This is a genomic window from Streptomyces sp. SCPE 10, from assembly GCF_051980735.1.
GTDB classification, from domain to species: Bacteria; Actinomycetota; Actinomycetes; order Streptomycetales; family Streptomycetaceae; genus Streptomyces; species Streptomyces misionensis.
In genome coordinates this window covers 6615083-6636164 of sequence record NZ_CP197069.1, presented here as the reverse complement: position 1 = coordinate 6636164, position 21082 = coordinate 6615083, and the positions used below count along the sequence as shown (strand labels likewise).

Annotated in this window: 19 protein-coding genes, 1 tRNA gene and 1 pseudogene; 9 read left to right on the top strand and 12 right to left on the bottom strand. The window is 73.5% G+C overall.

What is annotated here, in order from left to right:
* Positions 1-169 precede the first annotated feature (169 nt).
* Positions 170-517, bottom strand: a complete 348-nt coding sequence (locus tag ACSP97_RS30450; protein ID WP_440555224.1) for a hypothetical protein — start codon at positions 515-517, stop codon at positions 170-172.
* A 459-nt stretch (positions 518-976) separates the two neighbouring features.
* Complete coding sequence (locus ACSP97_RS30445) at positions 977-1582, bottom strand: SDR family NAD(P)-dependent oxidoreductase (protein ID WP_440555222.1); 606 nt, start codon at positions 1580-1582, stop codon at positions 977-979.
* Between the two features lie 48 nt (positions 1583-1630).
* On the opposite strand from ACSP97_RS30445, the gene ACSP97_RS30440 reads away from it, so the two are divergent.
* Positions 1631-1846, top strand: coding sequence for a TetR/AcrR family transcriptional regulator C-terminal domain-containing protein (locus ACSP97_RS30440; protein WP_391870570.1), 216 nt, complete (start codon positions 1631-1633; stop codon positions 1844-1846).
* Between the two features lie 6 nt (positions 1847-1852).
* On the opposite strand, the gene ACSP97_RS30435 is transcribed toward ACSP97_RS30440, so the two are convergent.
* Together ACSP97_RS30435 and ACSP97_RS30430 are read right to left on the bottom strand one after the other, a co-directional pair.
* Positions 1853-6088, bottom strand: a complete 4236-nt coding sequence (locus tag ACSP97_RS30435) for an nSTAND1 domain-containing NTPase (protein ID WP_440555220.1) — start codon at positions 6086-6088, stop codon at positions 1853-1855.
* 5 nt (positions 6089-6093) lie between these two features.
* A complete protein-coding gene (locus ACSP97_RS30430; RefSeq protein WP_355153047.1) occupies positions 6094-6321 on the bottom strand; it encodes a hypothetical protein in 228 nt (75 codons plus the stop codon).
* Between the two features lie 418 nt (positions 6322-6739).
* Between ACSP97_RS30430 and ACSP97_RS30425 the strand changes: the two are divergent.
* Positions 6740-6836, top strand: a pseudogene (locus ACSP97_RS30425).
* 199 nt (positions 6837-7035) lie between these two features.
* On the opposite strand, the gene ACSP97_RS30420 reads toward ACSP97_RS30425, so the two are convergent.
* The 4 genes from ACSP97_RS30420 to ACSP97_RS30405 all read right to left on the bottom strand — a co-directional run bounded on the left by ACSP97_RS30420 (position 7036) and on the right by ACSP97_RS30405 (position 11634).
* On the bottom strand, positions 7036-9228 hold the full coding sequence (locus ACSP97_RS30420; protein ID WP_440555217.1) for a PTS fructose transporter subunit IIABC: 2193 nt from the start codon (positions 9226-9228) through the stop codon (positions 7036-7038).
* 244 nt (positions 9229-9472) lie between these two features.
* Positions 9473-10420 carry a 1-phosphofructokinase gene (gene pfkB / locus ACSP97_RS30415; RefSeq protein ID WP_440555215.1) on the bottom strand — a complete coding sequence of 316 codons (948 nt, stop codon included), beginning with the start codon at positions 10418-10420 and terminating at the stop codon, positions 9473-9475.
* The gene (locus tag ACSP97_RS30410; protein WP_355153042.1) at positions 10417-11178 is read right to left on the bottom strand and encodes a DeoR/GlpR family DNA-binding transcription regulator; all 762 of its coding nucleotides are present in this window, start codon (positions 11176-11178) and stop codon (positions 10417-10419) included. The genes pfkB and ACSP97_RS30410 overlap by 4 nt, the downstream gene beginning before the upstream one ends.
* Positions 11179-11560: 382 nt before the next feature.
* A tRNA-Pro gene (locus ACSP97_RS30405) sits at positions 11561-11634 on the bottom strand.
* Between the two features lie 107 nt (positions 11635-11741).
* Between ACSP97_RS30405 and ACSP97_RS30400 the strand changes: the two genes are divergently transcribed.
* Positions 11742-12248, top strand: a complete 507-nt coding sequence (locus ACSP97_RS30400; protein WP_355529864.1) for a DUF309 domain-containing protein — start codon at positions 11742-11744, stop codon at positions 12246-12248.
* Between the two features lie 58 nt (positions 12249-12306).
* On the top strand, positions 12307-13080 hold the full coding sequence (gene cobF, locus ACSP97_RS30395) for a precorrin-6A synthase (deacetylating) (protein ID WP_355151920.1): 774 nt from the start codon (positions 12307-12309) through the stop codon (positions 13078-13080).
* Positions 13081-13089: 9 nt separating this feature from the next.
* Here the strand turns inward: cobF and ACSP97_RS30390 are convergent, their stop codons facing one another.
* Positions 13090-13914 (bottom strand): cobalt-precorrin-6A reductase, encoded by an 825-nt coding sequence (locus ACSP97_RS30390; protein ID WP_355322919.1) that lies wholly within the window; start codon positions 13912-13914, stop codon positions 13090-13092.
* A gap of 61 nt (positions 13915-13975) precedes the next feature.
* On the opposite strand from ACSP97_RS30390, the gene ACSP97_RS30385 reads away from it, so the two are divergent.
* Positions 13976-14800, top strand: a complete 825-nt coding sequence (locus ACSP97_RS30385) for an HAD-IIA family hydrolase (protein WP_355529861.1) — start codon at positions 13976-13978, stop codon at positions 14798-14800.
* Positions 14801-14869: 69 nt separating this feature from the next.
* Here the strand turns inward: ACSP97_RS30385 and ACSP97_RS30380 are convergent, their stop codons facing one another.
* The 3 genes from ACSP97_RS30380 to ACSP97_RS30370 all read right to left on the bottom strand — a co-directional run bounded on the left by ACSP97_RS30380 (position 14870) and on the right by ACSP97_RS30370 (position 18493).
* Positions 14870-15649, bottom strand: a complete 780-nt coding sequence (locus ACSP97_RS30380; protein ID WP_355322915.1) for a sulfite exporter TauE/SafE family protein — start codon at positions 15647-15649, stop codon at positions 14870-14872.
* Positions 15650-15710: 61 nt separating this feature from the next.
* Positions 15711-17219, bottom strand: coding sequence for a long-chain-fatty-acid--CoA ligase (locus ACSP97_RS30375; protein WP_355151924.1), 1509 nt, complete (start codon positions 17217-17219; stop codon positions 15711-15713).
* A gap of 86 nt (positions 17220-17305) precedes the next feature.
* Entirely contained in the window at positions 17306-18493 is a 1188-nt protein-coding gene (locus tag ACSP97_RS30370) for a thiolase family protein (RefSeq protein ID WP_440555211.1), read from the bottom strand.
* A gap of 143 nt (positions 18494-18636) precedes the next feature.
* Here ACSP97_RS30370 and ACSP97_RS30365 point away from each other — a divergent pair, with 143 nt between their 5' ends.
* The 4 genes from ACSP97_RS30365 (at position 18637) to ACSP97_RS30350 (ending at position 21066) form a co-directional block, all read left to right on the top strand.
* Entirely contained in the window at positions 18637-19446 is an 810-nt protein-coding gene (locus ACSP97_RS30365; RefSeq protein ID WP_440555209.1) for a lysophospholipase, read from the top strand.
* Positions 19447-19551: 105 nt separating this feature from the next.
* Positions 19552-20028 carry a Dps family protein gene (locus ACSP97_RS30360; RefSeq protein WP_355151927.1) on the top strand — a complete coding sequence of 159 codons (477 nt, stop codon included), beginning with the start codon at positions 19552-19554 and terminating at the stop codon, positions 20026-20028.
* Between the two features lie 43 nt (positions 20029-20071).
* Complete coding sequence (locus tag ACSP97_RS30355; RefSeq protein ID WP_355151928.1) at positions 20072-20422, top strand: DUF3140 domain-containing protein; 351 nt, start codon at positions 20072-20074, stop codon at positions 20420-20422.
* Positions 20419-21066: an endonuclease gene (locus ACSP97_RS30350; protein ID WP_355322909.1), complete on the top strand. Its 648-nt coding sequence runs from the start codon at positions 20419-20421 to the stop codon at positions 21064-21066. The genes ACSP97_RS30355 and ACSP97_RS30350 overlap by 4 nt, the downstream gene beginning before the upstream one ends.
* The last annotated feature ends 16 nt before the right edge of the window (positions 21067-21082 follow it).

Genomic DNA, 21082 nt, shown 5'->3' with positions numbered 1-21082 from the left:
GTCAGCGGTCGCCGGCCGGCGTCCCGTCCCGCGCCATCGCGAAGACGTGGAGGTCCTTGCCGGTGGGCGGCGTGCGGGACGCGGCGATCTTGGTGGGGTCGACGGGCACGGTCTGCTCGTCGACGTGGAAGGCGTGCTCCTGCCTGCCGAGCGCCTGGTCGCGCCGGCGTCACCGGGTACGGCGGTGCCGGCGGCCCGGAGGCCGGCGCACGGCCGGACCGATGGCCCGGTCGGGGAGGTTCCCGGCGGTGCAACTGGCGTTCGCGGCCGCGGTGTCGGCCGGTGCGGACCCGGGGGCGGTGCGGCCCGGCGCCGACACGGGCACGGCGGCCGCGTGCCCCGCCGGGGTGGCGGCGTGGGCAGCCGGCGACACGGCGACGGGCGCCGCCCCGAGTGCCGGGGCGATCGCGCCCGACGCGAGCAGCCGCGTCAGCGCGGGCCGGCGCCGGGCCGGCCGTGGCCCGGGCGTGTCCGGCCTTCCGCGGAGGTGCACGGTGAACAGGCGAGAGCCGGCCATTGCCCCAACCTCTCCTCTCGACGTGGAACAACCCCCGGAGGTCTCTCAGGAGGCCGTGGATCACGCAGCGCACCCGGCCTTGGGCGTGACAACGTTGTCGGCGGCACGATTCCACCGCAGCCGGGCAGCGTCAAGAGCCGCGCAGGATCCTCAACGGTGGTACGGGCGTGCGTGGTCGGCGTGACCACGCGGTCGCCGTCGGCGAGACGTGTCAGGTTGGGCGGGCCGTCGGCCGCGGTGCACTCCCGGTCGTCACCGGGTTCCACGTCGTCCGCATGGGGAGCGCGGCGCCGTCGCCGAAGCACTCCGGGGACAAGCGGGGGACACCCGCCCTCGCCGGGGCAGGCGTTCGCCGAATACGGGCGCATCGCCGAGACCGAGCACGTGCTGCGGGTGGTCGACCGGGTGGGCGGCACCTGCCGCCGGCGATGAACCGGCGGGTCACCGTCGCTCGGTCACTCAGAGAAGGGCGCCGCCGGAGACCTCGATGCGCTGGGCGGTGACCCAGCGCAGGCCCTCGGAGGCCAGCGTGGCGATGGCGTCGCCGATCTCCTCGGGTTCGCCGACGCGTCCGAGCGCGGTCTGTCCGGCCAGCGCCTGGCGCATGTCGGCGTCGTCCCGCATCGCTCCGCCGTTGAAGTCGGTCGCGGTCGGCCCCGGGGCGACGGAGTTGACCCGGATGCCGCGCGGGCCGAGTTCCGCGGCGAGGGTACGGCTCGGGGCTTCGACGGCGGCCTTCGAAGCGGAGTAGACCGAGGCGGCGGGGCCGGTGTGGCGAGTCAGGGACGTCGAGACGTTGATGACGCGGCCACCCTGGGCCAGCAGCGGCACAAGTGACTGGATGTGGAAGAACGTGCCCCGGACGTTGGTGCCCATCACCGTGTCGAAGTCGTCGGTCGTGACGTCCTCCAGCGGTCCGAAGACCCCCACTCCCGCGTTGTTGACCAGGATGTCGAGCCGCGAAGCACCCCAGCGCTCCAGCCGCTCGCCCAGTTCGGAGGTGAAGGACGCGAAAGAGGAGACGTCGCCGATGTCGAGCCGGAGAACAGCGGCGGTCCCGCCCACCGCCCGCACCTTTGGACCGATCCGGGGCTGGGCTTCCAGGCGCCGCCGGTGCGCTCGGCGATCTCCTACGTCCCCGACGCCGCGAGCGCCGCGAACCAGTTCCTCGGCATGATCGCCAACTACGTCCTGTGGCCGCGCATGCTGCTGACCGACTGGAACCCCGCAGCATCCGACGTCCATGACGCCGTCGAACAGGCCGTCCAGACCATGCTCGCCAGATGCGCCCCGGCCCGCCGGCCGGACCCGAAGCGGACGAACTCGTGACGGACGTCAACCCGCACAGAGATTGTTCGTGATCGTCCCGTCCGGCAGTAGTCGCCGTTCGGATTTGGTGAAGGGGCGGTCGATGGCATGACAGAGTGCGGTGCGCCACTGGTCGGGGTCGAGCGGGAGAGACAACGAACCGGCGGCGGTGACGCCTTGAGCCGTGTCTCCGTGGACGTACCAGCGGATGCCGTCGGGGACGGTGAGGGCGGCGATATCGGTTGCCGTGTCCCAGCGCCAGACCTGCAAGGTGTCGCCGCGGCTGGACACCAGGTAGCCGTCCGGGGTGAAACCGACCAGTTCGGAGACGTCGCCGGCCGAGACGGGGAGCGCCAGGGTGCGCAGGTCGGGGAGCCGGCGGAACTCGATCTTCGCGGCGTGACCGGACTTGATGTTGCTCAAGTCGGCCAAGGTGTTTCCCGATGTGTCGAAGAGTACGGTCGATCGGTCACCGGTGGTGTCGGGGTCGGCCGGGAAGGAGCCCAGGGGGCGTCGCGTGCGCAGGTCCCACAGCCGCATGACTCCCCCGCGCTCGCGTACGAGGGCCTGCCCCGGGTGCCGGGGACGGGGCACGATCAGGGTGCCCTTCGAGGCCGGCCAGGACAGGTCGGTGCCGTGGCCCAGCGGGAGCGGCGTCCCGATCGGGCGGCCGTCGGACGGGTCCCACCGGGTCAATTCACCGGCGTACAGCGTCAGCAGGCTGCCGTCGTCCGCCGTGGCCAGCGTCCCGGTGACGTTCCCGGGCACGCCGGGCGGCACGGGCAAGGGGATGACGCGTTGTCGTACGAGGCCCGGCAGGGAGTAGATCGTCAGGGTGCCGCCGCGGAGAGTGGCGAGATGGCGGTCGTCCGAGGTGAACACCGCGCCCGAGGCTTGGGAAGGGTCCGACGTGTCCCATGCCTGCAGGATGTCTTTCCGCACGTTGCTCGAAGGCGTGGATATCGCGCCGTCGGACGTGTCGAGCAGCCGGAGCTGTGCCGCCCCCACGCTGTCGTCGGCGAGCAGGCGGAACCGTCCGCTGTCGCTCAGGAGGAGTTCGCTGGTCCGCGTGGGCATGGGATAGGCGACGGACGGCCCTGGCCGGGGCGCGGTGAAGCGCAGCAGATCCTTCCCCTTCAGCACCAGGACCGACAAGGTGCCGTCCGGGCGGGGTGAGACCACCGTGTCGGCGCCTGCGAGGACGTCGTGGGTGGGGATCGTGGTCCAGGAGACCAGCCCCGTGCGCAGGTCGACCACTTTGATGGTGGACATGTCCGGCCGGCCGAGCGGTTCGTCCGAGGCGACGAGGGCGTAGCGGCCCGTGCCGTCCAGCAGCCTGTCGGGGCAGCTTTCGACCCGCAGCGTGTGGAGCGGGGCACCGGACGGCGACCGGATGCGCAGGGTCCCGGACTCGGTGCAGTCGAGGACGACGTTGCCGCCGAGTCCGACATCCTCGGGGAAGGCGGTGCCGACCGAATGCACCTGTGCACCGGTGCGCACGTCGATCTGCACGTACTGGTCGCCCGTCGAACCCTGACGCTTCATCAGGACACTGTCGGACCGGGCTGCGAAGCGGATGGCACCGAATCCGCTGCCGTGCAGGAGCCGGGCGGAGACCAGGTGCCTGGTGCCGGTGTTCCACAGGCCGAGCTTGTCGGTCTCGGCCGTCCGGGCGGCGTTCACGCCGCCGAACAGGGCCGCCAGGCGTGAGCCGTCCGGGGAGAAGGCGAGGTCTTCGAGGTCCCGTGCCGGGTTCCAGCCTGGCGGGACGGGCAGCTTCACGGGACTGTCCGGATGGTCGGTGTTCCACAGTGCGAGGTCGCTGTGGTCGTCCAGCATGGCGACACTGCGGCCGTCCGGGCTGAGGGCCAGCAGAGGGGTGCGGTCCAGGTTGAGGCGGGAGCGTGGAAGCGCGTGCACCTTCACCTGCCCCAGCAGGCCGGTGAGTACCGAGGCCACCCCGCGCTGGTCGACGATGAGGGCGGCCCTGCCGTCCGGGGCGGCGGTGAGCGCGAGTGCGTGGTCGATGTCGAGTTCGTCGATCGTGTCGACGTTCCGCAGCCGTGCGTAAAGCTTGAACAGGGCGCCGTAGGACTCGGGTTGGGTGCTGTCGGTACGCCATGCGGACAGCGCGAGGAGCGCCGCGGTGCCCGGAGCGTCGTCGGCGCGGTGCTGCGCGTCTTGGCCGAGCAGCCGCGCGGCCTGGGCGTGCAGTTGGCGAGTGACCTCCTGGGTGCGGTCGTATGCCAGGCCCGCGAGGGTCGCGGCGATCAGCGCCAGGACGGCCACCCCGCTGGTGATGAGACGGCCGCGCCGGGACCGCCGCTTTCGCAGCAGCACGCTGGTGGTGATGTACGTCCGCTCGTCGGCGGTGATGTCGCGTGGCCGCTCCGTGCTCCACTTCAGTGCCTCGGTGAGAAGAGGGTCCCGCAGCAGGGCCCCGTTGCGGCGGTCGAACTGCTCCCATTGACGCAGGGCCGCCCGCAGCCGTTCCTGCCAGTCGCGGAAGTCGCGATCCGCGGCCAGCCATTCCCGCAGCCGGCTCCAGCCGTCGATGAGTGCGTCGTGTGCCAGGTCCGCGATCTCCGCGCCGTCCACCGCCCGCGTCGTCACCAGCAACTTGCGGTCGGCCAGCCGTGGCACCAGGCGCCGCTGTTCCGCCTCCAGCGCGTCGACACGCACCGCCCGGCGGGTGAATCCCCCGTCCTCCTGCGGCCGGGCGAGCTGGACGAACAGTCGCCGGGCGGCCTCACGCTCCGAGGGCCGCAGGTGCCGCTCGTACACTTCCTCCGCGTAGTCGGCGACAGCGCCGGTGACTCCGCCGAACGCGTCGTACGCCTCGTGGGTGAGCTTCCCGCTGCGGCGTCGGTCCCACAACCGGGTGAGCGTGAACTCCACCATGGGCAGCCGCCCGGGCCCCTCCCCCGCGTCGTCCAGGATCCGTTCCACCAGACCCGGCTCGTACCCGATGCCCGCAGTGGCCCTCAGCGGTCCGGTGATCGCCGCCCGTAACTGCTCCCGTCCCATCGGGGCCAGGAAGGTGATCCCCTCGTCCAGGGCCCTGCGGTTGCTCTGGGTGAGCATCCGGTCCAGCGACCCGGAGCGCACCGTGAGCAACGCCCGGATCGGCGTGGCCGCCGGCGAGTCGGCGGTCAGCGCGGAGATCAGGCCCACCAGCTCTCGTGCCGCGTCCTGGTCGGCGGTGACGATCTCCTCGAACTGGTCCGCGAACAGCAGGACGCCGCCCGGGTGCCGGCGGGCGAGCCGTGCGGCGATTTCGGCGTGCCGGGCCTGCGTCAGGTGACCGGTGACGTCCCACTCGTCGAGTTCTCCCTTCAGCAACGGCGCCAGGGCCCCCGCGAGGGTCTGGGCCGGGCTCAGCCCCGGGATGGGACGGAAGTCCGCCGTCGCCCACCCCGCCCTGGTCAGCCGTGGCAGCAGCCCGGCCCGCACCAGAGAGGATTTGCCGCTGCCCGAGGGGCCGGACAGCACGACCACCGGCTGCCGGATGGTGAGCGTCTCCAGGCGGGCGACCGCCTCGTCCTGGCCGCAGAACACCGGCTCGTCCTGTGCCGTGAAGGAGGTCAGCGCCCGGTACGGCGAAGCAGGCAGCGCACGTTCGGCCAGTTCCGGCCAGGCCCGCAGGATGGAGGCGGCGGGCAGCAGGTAGGCGGTGCCGGCGCGGCTGCCGAATTCGGCGGCCACCGCTATGCCGACCACGCCGTCGAGGTCTGTGTCCCAGACCGGGGATCCGCTGAACCCGGGCTCGATGGCGGGTCCGGCCTCGCTCTGCATCTGCACCCAGCCGGCGCCCTGGAGCGCGCGCAGCCGGCCGGCGACCCACACTCCGTGGTCGCTGTCCGCGGGGAACCCGAACACGCGCACGGCGTGGTCCCACAGTTCGTTGGCCTCCACCAGCCAGGGGATCGCCGCGTCGTCCGGGGGCCTCGCGTCCATCCGCAGCAGGGCGAGGTCTCCGGTGTCGTCCGCGAGGATCGGCACCCAGCCTGCCACGACCGCGGTCCCCGCACCCCGGCTGCCCTGTGGAGCCGACCTCTTCGGGGTCAGCAGCGGGAAGTCGATCCGCACCCCGCCCTGGGGCGGATCGGCGGACGCGGGGTCCGTGCCCAGGGCCTGTGCCACCACATGCGCGCAGGTGCACACCAGGTCGGGCGCGACGAGGAACCCCGCGCCCACGATCGTCCCGTCGGCCGAGCGGATCCGGACCACGGCGCCGAACAGCGCGGACACATCGGCGGCCACACCGGTCACCCTTCGGCCGGGCGATGCCGTTCGACCGGGACGGAGATGCCGGCTACCGCCGCGGTTCGAGCCACCGCGCCGCCCGGCTCCAGGACCAGTCGCAGCGTGCGTCCTGCCGGGCCCGCCGCGTCGTGGGTGCGCCCCGCGGGCGTCCATCCGTCGTCGTCCCGGGTGCCCACTTCGACGTACAGGCTTCCGCCCTCATCGAGCGGGATACTCGTCGCCTGCGGCATCGGCCCCCCATCCTGCCCAGCGATCGCTGCGTCGTTGATCGTAGCGACACACGAAGCAAAAGCGACGACTATCGAAAATTTGTTCGCACTGATCCGGCCATGGAGGCGTGGTTTCGATGTCGGGAGGGCACGCCCTCGCACGGCCGCGTGTCCGGCTTCCTCCGCCTGGCGGCGCGCGACGCGCTCAGCCTCCGCGCGGTCGGCGGCCGACCTCCACAAGCTCATGGACGTACTGCCCACGGCATCGCCGCAAAGCCGGCTGGAGGTGCGGTCCTTCCGACTTCTCGGTCAGGGCACCGGTGGACGGGCGGGCCCGCTGGTGCCCTCGGCCCGGTCTTGAGGTGTCAGTCCCGTGTCAGGGGCCCGTGCCATTCTCTTTCACGTGAACGACCCCGGGAATCACCGGAGTCGGGAGCGAGGAGAGGTGCCCGGAGTGGTTGATCGGGGACCGGCGAGCACGCCTCGAGGTCGGATCCTTTCGGGGGTCCACGCAGGTTCGAATCCTGCCCTCTCCGCATCACACGGCGCACCAGCGATGATCAGCACGGCCGGCAGGGCCACGCCGCACCGCATCAGCATCAGCATCGAGACGTGCCCAGGCCTGTCACCAGGTGAACGCCACGGTCCGGGGCATCGGCCCCGGACCGTGGCGTGTCTCGCAGGTGGCGTGAACTGCTCACGGCACCCCAAAGCGGCAGGGCCGCGGCGGGGCCGTCAGGCGGCCACCGGCTGCTCGCGGTCGGCCGACCCGGCCCGCGCCGCCTGCTCGTGCTCGCCCTTCTCCTGCTCGCCGCCCGGGGCGCCCGGGGCGGAGCCGCGCAGGGTCTTGAGGGCGACCACCAGGGCCGTCGAGGTGCACACACCGGCCGCGACGGCGATCAGGTAGAGGAACGGGTTGCCGATCAGCGGGACCACGAAGACGCCGCCGTGCGGGGCGCGCAGGGTCGCGCCGAAGGCCATCGACAGGGCTCCGGTGAGCGCGCCGCCCACCATCGCCGACGGGATGACCCGCAGCGGGTCGGCCGCGGCGAACGGGATCGCGCCCTCGGAGATGAAGGAGGCGCCCAGGACCCAGGCGGCCTTGCCGTTCTCCCGCTCGGTCTCGGTGAACAGCCGGCCGCGCACGGTGGTGGCCAGGGCCATCGCCAGCGGCGGCACCATGCCCGCCGCCATCACCGCGGCCATGATCTTCATCGCCGAGTCGCTCGGGTCGGAGACCGCGATCCCGGCGGTGGCGAAGGTGTAGGCGACCTTGTTGACCGGGCCGCCGAGGTCGAAGCACATCATCAGGCCGAGCAGCGCGCCGAGCAGCACGGCGTTGGCGCCGCTGAGCCCGGACAGCCAGTCCGTCATGCCCTTCTGCGCGGTGGCGATGGGCTTGCCGATGACGACGAACATCAGGAACCCGACGACGGCCGAGGAGATCAGCGGGATCACCACCACCGGCATGATGCCGCGCAGCGCCTGAGGTATCCGCACCCGCTGGATCGCCGTCACCACCGCGCCGGAGATCAGTCCGGCCGCCAGGCCGCCGAGGAAGCCGGCGTTGATGGTCAGCGCGATCGAACCGCCGACGAAGCCGGGGACCAGGCCGGGCCGGTCGGCGATGCCGTAGGCGATGTAGCCGGCCAGGACCGGGACGAGGAAGGCGAAGGCCACCCCGCCGATCTGGAACATCAGCGCGGCCCAGCTGTCGGTCTGAGTCCAGACGAAGTGGTCCATGACCGAGGGGGCCTTGTTGACCTTGTAGCCGCCGAGCGCGAAGCCGATCGCGATCAGCAGACCGCCGGCCGCGACGAACGGGACCATGTAACTGACGCCCGACATGAGCCACTTGCGCAGCTTGGTGCCGTAGCCCTCGCCGGGTTCGCCGGTGCGTTCGACCGGGGTGCCGGCGGCGGCCGGGGCGGTCGTCTCCCCCCGGGCGGCCTTCTGCCGGACCTCGGCGATCAGTTCGCCGGGGCGGTTGATGCCGGCCTTCACGCCGACGTCCACGGTCGGTTTCCCGGCGAAGCGGTCCTTGTCCCGTACGGGGACGTCATGGGCGAGGATCACGCCGTCCGCCGCGGCGATCAGCTCCGGGTCGAGGCGGGCGAAGCCGGCCGAGCCCTGGGTCTCGACGACGAGTTCGACGCCCGCCTCCCGGCCGGCGTTCTCCAGCGACTCGGCGGCCATGTAGGTGTGCGCGATGCCGGTGGGACAGGAGGTGACGGCGACGATCCTGAAGGGCTGCTCGGGGGTGGGATCGGCGGTGACGGGGTCCGTGGTGTCCTTCGCGGCAGGTGCTTCCGAGGGGGCGACGTCCGGCGTACCCGCCTCCGCCGGGGCCGCGGCGTCGGCCGGGGAGGTCTGCGCGGAGCCCGAAGCCGCCTCACCCGAGGCCGGGGCCGCCTCACCCGAGGCCGGGGCCGCCTCACCCGAGGCCGGGGCCGCCTCCGGCTGCGCCGCGGCGGCCTCCTGCGGAGTCACGTCCCCGCGGATCAGCGCCGCCGCTGTCGCCGTGTCCGCGACCGAGCGCAGCGCGGCCGTGAACTCGGCGTTCATCAGCTGGCGGGCCAGGGCGGACAGGATCGTCAGGTGGGCGTCGTCGGCGCCCGCCGGTGCGGCGATCAGGAAGACCAGGTCGGCGGGGCCGTCCGCGGCGCCGAAGTCGATCCCGGCGGCGCTGCGCCCGAAGGCGAGCGTCGGCTCGGTGACGTGCGCGCTGCGGCAGTGCGGGATGCCGATGCCGCCGTCCAGGCCGGTCGGCATCTGCGCCTCGCGGGTGGCCACGTCGGCGAGGAAGCCCGCCAGGTCGGTCACCCGGCCCAGGGCCGCCATCCGCTCGGCGAGGGCGCGCGCCGCCGCTTCCTTGGTGTCGGCGGACAGGTCGAGGTCGACCAGGTCCGCGGTGATCATCTCGCTCATCGCGGGCTCCTTCGCACGCGTGTCGCCCGGGCGGCGGGGGAAGCCGGGGCGGGGGTGGGGACGGGAATGCCGTGGGGGGCGGCGGGGGCTGGTGCCGGGGCCCCGGCACGGGTGCCGTGGGACGCGGCGGAGGCCGTACGGGCCGTGTGGGCCGTGTGGGCCTCGGGCGGAGAGCCCACGGTCGGGCTCCGGGTCCGGGTTCGGCTCTGGGGTCCCCGGAGAGCGGCGGGGGCCGTGGGGCGGGTCATGGCGCGGGGTCCGTCAGGGGGCGGTCGAGGGGGACGTCGGCCGTCACCGTGACCGCCGCCGGGGACAGGTCGGCCGGGGTGGGCATCACGCTGCCGGGCAGCTGTACGGCGGCCGCGCCGTGCGCGACGGCCGAGGCCAGGGCCTCGGGACCCGCGCCGCCCGCGATGAGGAAACCGGCCAGCGAGGCGTCGCCCGCGCCGACGTTGCTGCGGACGGCGGCCACCGGCGCGCCGCCGTACCAGGCGCCCGCGCCGGTCACGAGGAGTTGCCCGTCGGCGCCGAGGCTCGCCAGCACCGCGCCCGCGCCGAGCGAGCGCAGGTCCTCGGCCGCCTTCAGCGCGTCGCCCACCGTCGCCAGGGGGCGCCCGACGGCCTCGGCGAGTTCCTCGGCGTTGGGCTTGACCACGTCCGGGCCCTCGCGCAGCGCCGCCAGGAGGGCGGGCCCGGAGGTGTCCAGCGCGATGCGCACCCTGGCGGCGTGCGCCCGGGCGACAAGGTCGGCGTACCAGGAGGGGGCGAGGCCGCGCGGGAGGCTGCCGCAGCAGGCGATCCAGTCGGCGCCGTGCGCCTGGCGCCGTACGGTCCGCAGGAGCAGTTCCCGCTCCTCGGGACCGAGTTCCGGGCCGGGCGCGTTGATCTTCGTCAGGACGCCGTCCGCCTCGGCGAGGGCGATGTTGGAACGGGTGGTCCCGGCGACCGGGACCGGTGCGACCTCGATGCCCTGCGCGGCGAGGAGTTCGGCGACGAGGGCGCCCGGCGCGCCGCCCAGGGGCAGAACGGCGACGGTGCGGCGGCCGGCGGCGGCCACGGCGCGCGAGACGTTGACGCCCTTGCCGCCGGGGTCCATGCGTTCGCCGGTGGCGCGGACGACCTCGCCGCGGTCGAGGGAGGGGACCTCGTAGGTGCGGTCCAGGGACGGGTTGGGGGTGACGGTGACGATCATGCGCGGACCACCTCCGTGCCGGCGCGCTCGATGGCGGCGGCGTCCTCAGGGCTCAGGGCGCTGTCGGTGATCAGCAGGTCCACGTCGCCCAGATCGCCGAAGCGGGCGAAGTGCTCCTGGCCGTGCTTGGCGGAGTCGGCGAGCAGCACCACCCGGCGGGCGGCGGCGACGGCGGCCCGCTTCACGGCGGCCTCGGCGAGGTCGGGGGTGGTCAGTCCGTGCGCGGTGGAGAAGCCGTTGGCGGCGACGAACAGCACGTCGGCGCGGATCTCGCCGTACGCGCGCAGCGCCCAGGCGTCCACGGCGGCCCGGGTACGGTGCCGTACGCGGCCGCCGACCAGGTGGAGCTGGAGGCCGGGATGGTCGGCGAGGCGGGCGGCGATGGGCAGGGAGTGGGTGACGACGGTCAGCTCGCTCTCCAGCGGGAGCGCGGCGGCCAGGCGGGCCACGGTGGTGCCGGCGTCGAGGATCACGGTGCCGTCGACGGGCAGTTCGGCCAGGGCCGCCTTGGCGATGCGGTCCTTCTCGTCGGCCGCCGTGGACTCGCGTTCGGTGAGGTCCGGTTCGAAGTCGAGGCGGCCGGCCGGGATGGCCCCGCCGTGCACCCGGCGCAGCAGTCCGGCCCGGTCGAGGGCCTTGAGATCGCGGCGGATCGTCTCCGCCGTCACCTGGAACTCCTCGGCGAGCGACACGACGTCCACCCGGCCGCCGTCACGGGCGAGCCGGAGGATCTCCTGCTGCCGCTCCGCTGCGTACATGTCCGTCTGCCTCCGACCGATGCCCGGATCTGTGGTTTACCGGGGAGGCTACGCCTGCGTTGCAGGAAAGTAAACAGATTCGGGTGTCGTTCGGGCATGAACGGACATCGACGGGGACAACCGTCGACGTCGAGGAATGGCCGCGCCACCGACGCACCGCCCCGACCAAGGGACTCGATGGCCGACAAGACCACCGTTCCTGCCGGTGCCCGGCGCTCCACCGACATCGAATACCGCCCGGACCGTCCCACTCCGTACCGGGCACGCGTCCGGTGGACCGGTCCGACCGGCAAACGCCGCCGGTCGGACCGGTCCCCAAGAATGATCAAGGGCCGGTTTCGGATGTCTCCGAAACCGGCCCTGATCTTGCGACTGTCTCCAGTCGGGACGACAGGATTTGAACCTGCGACCCCTTGACCCCCAGTCAAGTGCGCTACCAAGCTGCGCCACGTCCCGATGCGTCGACTCGCGGTGGTCCGCGTGATCGTGCGAAGAGCACTTTACCGCACGTGCCGGGGTGTGCCGAAAACGGGCCGGGGGCGGGGCGGGGGACAATCGGTCGTATGACGAACGCGGACGGGTCGGCGGGCCGGGACCGGGACGGGGCGGGGCGGGCACGCAGTGCGCGGCCCCGGGACGGGCTGGGACGGCCGTTGGCGTACGGCGCGCAGGGGGTGCCGCGGCAGCCGGAGGGTGTGGTGCGGGCGCCGCGGGAGACGGTGGCCGAGGCGCAGGCGCTGCTGGACGCGGGCCGGCCGTTCCATGCGCACGAGGTGTTCGAGGACGCCTGGAAGTCGGGGCCCGAGGACGAGCGGACGCTGTGGCGGGGGCTGGCCCAGCTGGCGGTGGGCCTCACGCACGCGGCCCGGGGCAACGCCGTCGGCGGGGCGCGGCTGTTGCGGCGGGGCGCGGGGGCGGTCGAGGAGTGGGAGCGGGGGCGGGGCGAGGACCGGCCGTACGGGATGGATCTCGCCGGGATCGTGCGCTGGGGGCGGGAGCTGGCCGGGCGGGTGGAGGAGGGCGCCGGGCCCGTGGACGCCGTGGCCGTGGCGCCGCGGCTCGGCGCCTGAGCCGCCGCGTCCCGAGGCGGGGGACGCGTTGTCGGTGGCATACGGCAGACTCGGTGGCGTGCGAAAGATTCATGTCATCGGTATCGGTGCGGGCGACCCCCAGCAGCTGACCTTGCAGGCGGTCGGTGCGCTGCGCGGCACGGACGTGTTCTTCCTGCTCGACAAGGGCGAGGCGAAGAGCGATCTCACCCAGCTGCGCCGGGACATGCTGGAGGCGCATCTGCCCGCGGGTTCCTACCGGGTGGTCGAGGCCCGGGACCCGGAGCGGGACCGCGAGGCGGGCGGCTCGGCGTACTCGCCGGCCGTCGGGGACTGGCGCAGCGCCCGCGCCGGCATCTACGAGCGCATGATCGCCGAGGAGTTGGGCGAGGAGGAGACCGGCGCCTTCCTGGTGTGGGGGGACCCGGCGCTCTACGACAGCACGCTCGGGATCCTGGAGGAGGTGCTGGAGCGCGGCGCCGTCGTGTTCGAGTACGACGTGGTCCCGGGGGTGAGCAGCGTCTCCGCGCTGGTCGCCCGGCACCGCACGGGGCTCAACCGGGTCGCCCGGCCCGTGCAGATCACCACCGGCCGCAGGCTCGCCGAGGGCTTCCCGGAGGGGGTGGACGACGTGGTCGTGATGCTCGACGCCCACCAGGCGTTCCGGCGGTACGCGGACGAGGACATCGACATCTACTGGGGCGCCTACATAGGCACGCCGGACGAGATCCTCGTCTCGGGGCCGCTCGCCGAGGCCGGCCCGGAGATCGAGCGGGTGCGCGCCGAGGCCCGGGAGCGCAAGGGGTGGGTCATGGACACCTATCTGCTGCGGAGGAACCCCGGGCAGCGGTAGGCGGACCGCTCACTCCTGGCCAAGGCCCAGCCGCTGCAGTACGGCCGGGACGTCCGCGACCGCCGTCGCGCCCGGCGGCAGCGGCGGGCGGCGGACGACGACCACCGGCAGGCCCAGTTCGCGTGCGGCCGTGAGCTTCGCGGCCGTGGCCTCGCCGCCGCTGTCCTTGGTGACCAGGACGTCGACGCGGTGGGCGCGCAGCAGGGCGCGTTCGCCGGCGAGGGTGAACGGGCCGCGGGCCAGGAGCACTTCGGTGTCCGGGGGCAGCGGCGGGTCCGGCGGCTCCACCGAGCGCACCAGGAAGTGGTGGTCCGCCAGGTGCGCGAAGGCGGCGAGGCCGAGCCGTCCGGTGGTGAGGAACACCCGGTCGCCCAGGCCGGGCAGTGCCTCGGCGGCCCCGGCCAGGGACGGCACGTCGTACCAGCGGTCGCCGGGGACCGGCCGCCAGCCGGGGCGGCGCAGCACGACCGCAGGCACCCCGGTGGCCACCGCCGCGCGGGCCGCGTGTGCGGTGATCGTCTCGGCGAAGGGATGGGTGGCGTCGACCAGGGCGTCCACCTGGTGGGCCCGCAGCCAGTCGGCGAGTCCGTCGGCCCCGCCGAAGCCGCCGGTCCGCGTCTGTCCCGCCACCGCGTCCGGCCGGGTGGTCCGGCCGGCCAGGGAGGTCGTCACCCGGATCCCGGCGGGGTGGGCCACCAGCGCGGCCGCGAGCCGGCGGGCCTCCGCGGTGCCGCCGAGGACGAGGACGTGCCGGGGCCGCTCGCCCGGCGCGGAGCGCGGGGCCGATGGCCGGGCGGGCGGCCCGGGCCGCGGTTCGGTGGGCTGCGAGGACATGGGGCCGAGCCTACGAGGTGGCGGGGGGCGGCCGGGCCGTCAGGCCGTTACCGTCGAAGGCATGCAGTCCGAGGAGTCCGTACGGTCCGCCGGGGCCGGGTCCCTCGCCTCGGTACGGGCCCTGCTGGTCGACATCGACGGTGTGCTGACCGTGTCCTGGCGCCCGCTGCCGGGTGCCGTGGCGGCGCTGCGCCGGGTCCGGGCGGCCGGGCCGGCGGTGGCCCTGGTCACCAATACGACGTCGCGGACCCGGGCGTCCATCGCCGGGACGCTGGCGCGGGCCGGGTTCGAGGTGGGCGAGCGGGACGTGCTCACCGCGCCGGCCGTCACCGCCGCCCATCTCGCCGAACACTGGCCCGGCGCCCGCTGCCTGCTCCTCAACAGCGGGGACATCGCCGCGGACCTCGCGGACGTCACCCTGGTGGAGGACGATCCCGAGGTGGTCCTGCTCGGCGGGGCCGGCCCGGAGTTCGACTACACCATGCTCAACCGGGCCTTCGGACACCTCCAGCGCGGCGCCCGGCTGATCGCCATGCACCGCAACCTGTACTGGCGCACCGACGCCGGCCTCCAGCTCGACTCGGGAGCCTTCCTGCTCGGACTCGAACGGGCCGCCCGTGTCGAGGCCGAGGTCACGGGCAAGCCGTCCCGGGCCTTCTTCGAGGCCGCGCTGTCCCGGCTCGGCGTCCCGGCACGGTACGCGCTGATGGTGGGCGACGACGTCGAGACGGACGTCCTCGCGGCGCAGCGGGCCGGGCTCACCGGGGTGCTGGTGCGGACCGGCAAGTTCCAGCCGGACACGCTGGACCGGGCGAGCGGCACCCCCGACCATGTCGTGGACTCCTTCGCGGACCTGCCGGCGCTGCTGGGACTCGGGGACGCGTGACCGAGGTCCCCGACCTCCAAGGCGATACAGCCAGGGCCTCACCGCCTCACCTAGGGCCTCTCGTTTGGATCAGGTCACCAGCAGTTGCACCCCGCCGACGACCGTCGCCGCGATCACCAGTTGTTCGAAGAGCCGCTGGTTGATCCGGTGGACGGCCCATTTGCCGAACAGGGCGCCGGGCACGACGAAGGGCACGAGGGCGGCGTCGAGGAGCAGCGAGTGGCCGTCGATCAGGCCGAGTCCCGCGCTGAAGGGGACCTTGGACACGTTCACGATCAGGAAGAAGAACGCGGAGGTGCCGAGGAAGCCCAGTTTCCGGAAGCCCGCGGAGAGGAGGTACAGCGACATCACGGGGCCGCCCGCGTTGGCGACCATCGTGGTGAACCCGCCGAGCACGCCGTAGGAGCGGGCCCTGAGCCGGCCTGAGCGGGTCGTCACCGTGTCCGGCGCCTGCCCCGCCGCGCCGTCCTCCCCGCGCCGCCGCCACAGCGTGACCCCGGCCATCAGCAGCAGGATCGCGCCGATCGAGGTCCGGACGATCCCGTCGTCGGCCCACAGCAGGAACAGCGTGCCGACCGCCACGCCGACCGCGACGGCCGGGAACAGCCGTCCCAGGGTGGGCCAGTGGGCGTGCCGCCGGTAGGTGAGGACGGCGAGCACATCGCCGGCGATCAGGACGGGCAGCAGGATGCCGGTGGAGGCGCGGGCCGGCAGGATCGCGGCGAAGACGGCGAGGCTGACCGTGTTGGCGCCGCTCACCGCGGTCTTGGAGAAGCCGACGAGCAGGGCGGCGAAGGCCAGGGCGGCGAACTCCCAGCCGGATATGTGCCAGAGCGTCATCATGTTCATGCGGAGACCGATGCTAGGTCCACGCATCGGTCCCGCGTCGGTGATTTCCGGGGCCCGGCCGTCAGTCCGTGAACCGCGCCCGCAGTTCCCGCTTGAGGACCTTCATGCTCGGGCCGAGCGGCAGTTCGTCGGTGAACTCCACGCGCCGCGGGTACTTGTGGCGGCCGAGGTGTTCCTTGGACCACTCGGTGAGGGCGGTGGCGTCGGGGGCGCTGCCCGGCTCCGGGACGACGATCGCGCAGACCTCCTCGCCGTGCAGTTCGTCCGGCAGGCCGATGACGGCGACCTGGGCGACGGCGGGGTGCCGCACCAGGACCTCCTCCACCTCGCGCGGGTAGACGTTGTAGCCGCCGCGGATGATGACGTCCTTCTTGCGGTCGACGATCCGGAGGAAGCCCTGCTCGTCCTTGGTGCCGAGGTCGCCGGTGCGGAACCAGCCGTCGACCAGGGCCTCTTCGGTGGCTTCCGGGCGGCCGAGGTAGCCGGAGAAGACGTTGTGGCCGCGGATGACGACCTCGCCCAGCTCGCCGGGCGGCAGCAGCTCGATCCGGCCCTCCACGTCGGCGCGAGCGATCTCCGCGTCGACGCCCCACAGCGGGTGGCCGATGGTGCCGACCTTGGTGCCGAACACCGGCTGGTTGACGGTGGCGGTCGGCGAGGTCTCCGACAGCCCGTACCCCTCGTAGATCCGCGCGCCGAACGCGGCCTCGAACCGCTCCAGTACGGCGACGGGCAGCGAGGCCCCGCCGGAGATGCACACGCGCAGCGCGGGCAGCGCCTCGGCGTCGGCCGCGGCGGCGGCGAGCGCGACGAACATGGTGGGCACGCCCTGGAAGGTGTTGACCTCCTCCTTGACCATCAGCTCGATGGCGCGGGCCGCGTCGAAGCGGGGCAGCAGCACCAGCGTGGCGCCCGCCCGCCAGGTGGAGTTGAGCGAGACGGTCTGGCCGAAGGCGTGGAACAGGGGCAGCGCGCCGAGGGCGATGTCGTCGGGCCGGATGTCGTTGGCGTCGAAGGCGCACACGGTCGCGTTCATCACCAGGTTGAAGTGGCTGAGCACCGCTCCCTTGGGCACGCCGGTGGTGCCGCTGGTGTAGAGGATCACCGCCGGGTCGTCGGCGGCCCGGGTGGCGTACGAGGCCGGCGGTTCGGCCTCGGCGGCGAGCCGGTCGAACTCCTCGCCCAGGGTGACCACCCGGACGCCGACGGCGTCGGCGGCGGCACGCCCGGTCCCGGCCTGCGCCGGGTGGACGAGGAGCAGGGAGGCCCCGCTGTCCTTCAGGACGTGCTCGACCTCGCCCGCGGACAGCAGCAGGTGCACGGGGACGACGACACCGCCAGCCGCGGCGATCGCGTAGTAGGCGAGCGGGAACTCCGCGGTGTTGGGTGCCATGAGGGCGACCCGGTCGCCCGGCCGTATGCCGAGGCCGGTGAGCGCACCCGCCTGGGCGAGCGCCGTCTGCCAGGCCGCGCCGAAACTCAGCCGCCGGTCCCCTTCCACGAGGGCGGTCTTGGCGGGGCGGCGCCTGGCGTTCTCGGCCAGGATGGCGGCGACGGACAGGGTTGCCATGGGGTACTGCTCCGTTCCTTGCTGCGGCCCGGGGGCCGACGGTCGTACCGGTCCCTTGCCGGTCCCTTGACAGGAGACGTGGATCGCTAGTCCCGCTCGACCAGCATCGCGGTGCCCTGCCCCACGCCCACGCACATGGTGGCGAGCCCGCGCTGTGCGCCGGTGCGGCGCATGCGGTGCAGCAGGGTGGTCAGGATGCGGGCACCCGAGCAGCCGAGGGGGTGGCCGAGGGCGATGGCGCCGCCGGTGGGGTTGACCAGGCCGGGGTCGACGCCGAGCTGGTCGACGCAGGCGAGGGCCTGGGCGGCGAACGCCTCGTTGAACTCGGCCTCCTGGAGGTCGCCGATCTCCCAGCCGGCCCGGGCGAGCGCCTTGCGGGTGGCGGGGACCGGGCCGAGGCCCATCACATCGGGGTGGACACCCGCGGAGGCGCCGGCCACGTAGCGGCCGAGGGACTCCAGGCCCAGCTCGGCCAGGGCCTCCTCGCTCACCAGCAGCAGACCGGCGGCGCCGTCGTTCATCGGGGAGGCGTTGCCCGCGGTGACCGTGCCGCCCGCGCGGAAGACCGGCTTGAGGCGGGACAGCTTCTCCAGCGAGGTGTCCTCGCGGACGCACTCGTCCTGCTCGACGACGACACCGTCGGGCCGTTCGACGGGCAGGAGTTCGTCGTCGAAGTGGTCGTTCTTGCGGGCGGCGGCGGCGAGTTGGTGGCTGCGCAGCGCGAACTCGTCCTGCCGGGCACGGGAGATGCCGTGCCGCTCGGCGACCTCCTCGGCGGTCTCTCCCATGGCGAGCAGTCCGTGCAGCTCCTTCATGGCGGGGTTGACCAGGCGCCAGCCGAGCCGGGTGTCGAAGGTCTCGATGCGGTGCGGCAGGGCCTCGTCCGGGCGCGGCAGCACGAAGGGGGCGCGGCTCATCGACTCGGAGCCGCCGGCGATCACGATGTCGGCCTCGCCCGCCGCGATGGTGCGCGCGGCGGCGGTGACGGCTTCGAGGCCGGAGGCGCACAGCCGGTTGACGGTGGCGCCGGGCACGGAGTCGGGCAGCCCGGCGAGCAGGACGGCCATCCGGGCGACGTTGCGGTTGTCCTCGCCCGCCTGGTTGGCCGCGCCCCAGTAGACGTCGTCGATGCGGGCGGGGTCGAGCGCGGGCACCTCGGCGACCAGGTGGCGGATCACGGTCGCGGCGAGGTCGTCGGGCCGCACCGACGACAGGGCTCCGCGCAGCTTGCCGATGGGGGTGCGGCGGGCGGCCGCGAAGTGGACGGGACGCACGGGTTCGACTCCTGACCTACGACGCTGTGGATCAGCACGGACCGGGACAACACTTAATTAGCACTGCTAGTTTTGGACTATAGACCCAGGGACGGACCCCTGGGAAGATCCTCCGAAGAGGTACCGAGGCCGCAGGAGGAGAGATGCCCCACGTCCGCGCGCACACCCTCGACGGCACCCGTGGGGAGCTGGCCGTCCGTGAGTGGCCCCATCCCGCACCGCGTTTCCTCGTCCTGCTGGCGCACGGGTACGGGGAGCACGCGGGCCGCTACGACGCGCTCGCGGCGGTGCTCACCGGGCACGGTGGCGCGGTGTACGTGCCCGACCACATGGGGCACGGCCGGTCGGCCGGCGAGCGGGTGTTGATCGAGGACTTCGAGGACGTGGTCACCGATCTGCACGCGGTGGCCGAGCTGGCCGAGGCCGCCCGTCCGGGACTGCCCCTGGTGCTGGTCGGCCACTCCATGGGCGGGCTGATCGCGGCCCGCTACGCCCAGCGGTACGGCGCGCGACTGCGCGCGCTGATCCTGTCCGGTCCGGTGATCGGCGCCTGGGAGCTGCCGGGACGGCTGCTGGCGCTGCCGCGGATCCCGGACACTCCGGTCAGCCCGTCCGCGCTCTCCCGGGACCCGGCGGTGGGCGCCGCGTACGCCGCCGATCCGCTGGTCTGGCACGGCCCGATGAAGCGGCCCACCCTCCGGGCGTTCGTCCGGGCCCTGGACGCCGTCGCCGAGGGCGGTGCCGTGCCCGGGCTGCCGCTGCTGTGGCTGCACGGGGACGACGACCGGCTGGTGCCGCTGCCCGGCAGCCGGATCGGCGTCGAGCGGCTCGGCGGCGGCGACCTGACCGAGCGGATCTTCCCCGGGGCGCGGCACGAGGTGTTCCACGAGACGGTGAAGGACGAGGCCTTCGCCGAGACCGTCCGCTTCCTGGACCGGGTACTGCCCCGCTGAGCTGGGCTGTTTGCGCGCCCCGACGCTGGGCACCCGCCCTTGCGGACGAGATCGTACGGAGGATTCGAAAGCCGTACGACGCTGACGAAAGGGGACGCAGGCACCATGACCGTGGTGAAGAGCACGCTGTCCGAGAAGGCGCTCGGGGTCACCGGGACCGCGCTCCAGGACACCCTGGTCGATCTGCTCGGCCTGTCGCTGATCGGTAAGCAGGCGCACTGGAACATCGTCGGCCCCCGGTTCCGCTCGATCCACCTCCAGCTGGACGAGGTGGTCGCGACGGCGCGCACCCACTCCGACACGGTCGCCGAGCGTGCCGCCGCGCTGGGCGTGCCGCCGGACGGCCGGCCCGAGACGATCGCGGCCACGTTCGCGCTGCCCGGCGCGAAGGAAGGCTGGCTGCGCGACACCGAGGTGGTGGAGCTGATGGTCTCGGCGCTGGAGGCGGCCATCGGCCGGCTGCGCGAGCGGATCGCGGCGACCGAGAAGGCGGACCCGGTGACCCAGGACCTGCTGATCGGCATCACCGCCGATCTGGAGAAGGAGCGCTGGATGTTCGAGGCGGAGAACCACCCGCGCTGACTCGGCCTCGCCATCGACACTTCTCGTACGGAAGGGGAGCCCCATGGCCGACGCCCTGGAGACCGAGGCGCTGTGGCAGGACTTCCACCGCGTGGTCAACATGACCTCGGCGGAACTCGCGGCCTGGCTCAGGGTCCGCGACGCCGAGGAAGCGGCGGAGCCGCTGCCCGACGCGGCCGGCACCGAGACCGGGCGGCACGTCCTCGCGATCCTCCAGAAACGCCGCACCGACCTCACCGAGGACGACGTCCGGGTGATGTACGAGGTCGTCGACACCGTCGGTGACCTGGTGGACATGGAGAACGAGCCGGAGCCCGAGCTGGCGCCGGAGGACACCCGCCGCAGGCACCGGCTGATGACGCTGGGCCACGACCCGCTGAAGCCGGGGCCGTGAACCGCGACGAGCGGGTGGTGCGGGAGCTGGTGTCCGCGTACGGGCGGACCTACGCCGAGGAGGCGGGCATCCGGCTCGCCGACACCCCGCAGCCGCTGTACCGGCTGCTGGTGCTGTCGCTCCTGCTCAGCGCCAGGATCCGGGCCTCGGTGGCGGTGGCCGCCGCCCGCGCCCTGCACGAGGACCGGCTGGACAGTCCGCGCCGGATGGCCGCCGCGGACTGGCAGCAGCGGGTCGACGCGCTGGGCCGGGGCGGCTACCGGCGCTACGACGAGCGCACGGCGACCCAGCTCGGGGACGGCGCCGAGCTGCTGGACGAGCGCTGGGGCGGCGATCTGCGCCGGCTGCGCGAGGAGGCGCACGGCGACACCGGGGAGCTGAAGCGGCTGCTCCAGGAGGAGCCCGGCATCGGCCCGGCCGGCGCCGACATCTTCCTGCGCGAGGCCCAGCGCGTCTGGCCGGAGCTGGGCCCCTACCTGGACGGCAAGGCCCTCTCCGGCGCCGAGCGCCTCGGCCTGCCGAAGGACCCCGCCGAGCTGACCGAACTGGCGGGGGACACCGAACCCGCCGTCCTCGCCGCCGCGTTGGTACGGGCGGCACTCGACAAGGGCGTGGCGGAGGACTGCCTGCAACGGGCGTCGTGACCCCACGGGCGGTCCG

Excerpts from the sequence above, each read along its gene's own strand:
- ACSP97_RS30365 (WP_440555209.1), top strand. The coding sequence starts at position 18,637 with ATGCCCCACGTCCGCGCGCACACCCTCGACGGCACCCGTGGGGAGCTG.
- pfkB (WP_440555215.1), bottom strand. The coding sequence starts at position 10,420 with ATGATCGTCACCGTCACCCCCAACCCGTCCCTGGACCGCACCTACGAG.
- ACSP97_RS30380 (WP_355322915.1), bottom strand. The coding sequence starts at position 15,649 with ATGAACATGATGACGCTCTGGCACATATCCGGCTGGGAGTTCGCCGCC.
- ACSP97_RS30410 (WP_355153042.1), bottom strand. The coding sequence starts at position 11,178 with ATGTACGCAGCGGAGCGGCAGCAGGAGATCCTCCGGCTCGCCCGTGAC.
- ACSP97_RS30400 (WP_355529864.1), top strand. The coding sequence starts at position 11,742 with ATGACGAACGCGGACGGGTCGGCGGGCCGGGACCGGGACGGGGCGGGG.
- ACSP97_RS30430 (WP_355153047.1), bottom strand. The coding sequence starts at position 6,321 with ATGCCGCAGGCGACGAGTATCCCGCTCGATGAGGGCGGAAGCCTGTAC.
- ACSP97_RS30375 (WP_355151924.1), bottom strand. The coding sequence starts at position 17,219 with ATGGCAACCCTGTCCGTCGCCGCCATCCTGGCCGAGAACGCCAGGCGC.
- ACSP97_RS30360 (WP_355151927.1), top strand. The coding sequence starts at position 19,552 with ATGACCGTGGTGAAGAGCACGCTGTCCGAGAAGGCGCTCGGGGTCACC.
- ACSP97_RS30420 (WP_440555217.1), bottom strand. The coding sequence starts at position 9,228 with ATGAGCGAGATGATCACCGCGGACCTGGTCGACCTCGACCTGTCCGCC.
- ACSP97_RS30385 (WP_355529861.1), top strand. The coding sequence starts at position 13,976 with ATGCAGTCCGAGGAGTCCGTACGGTCCGCCGGGGCCGGGTCCCTCGCC.
- ACSP97_RS30390 (WP_355322919.1), bottom strand. The coding sequence starts at position 13,914 with ATGTCCTCGCAGCCCACCGAACCGCGGCCCGGGCCGCCCGCCCGGCCA.
- ACSP97_RS30355 (WP_355151928.1), top strand. The coding sequence starts at position 20,072 with ATGGCCGACGCCCTGGAGACCGAGGCGCTGTGGCAGGACTTCCACCGC.
- ACSP97_RS30450 (WP_440555224.1), bottom strand. The coding sequence starts at position 517 with ATGGCCGGCTCTCGCCTGTTCACCGTGCACCTCCGCGGAAGGCCGGAC.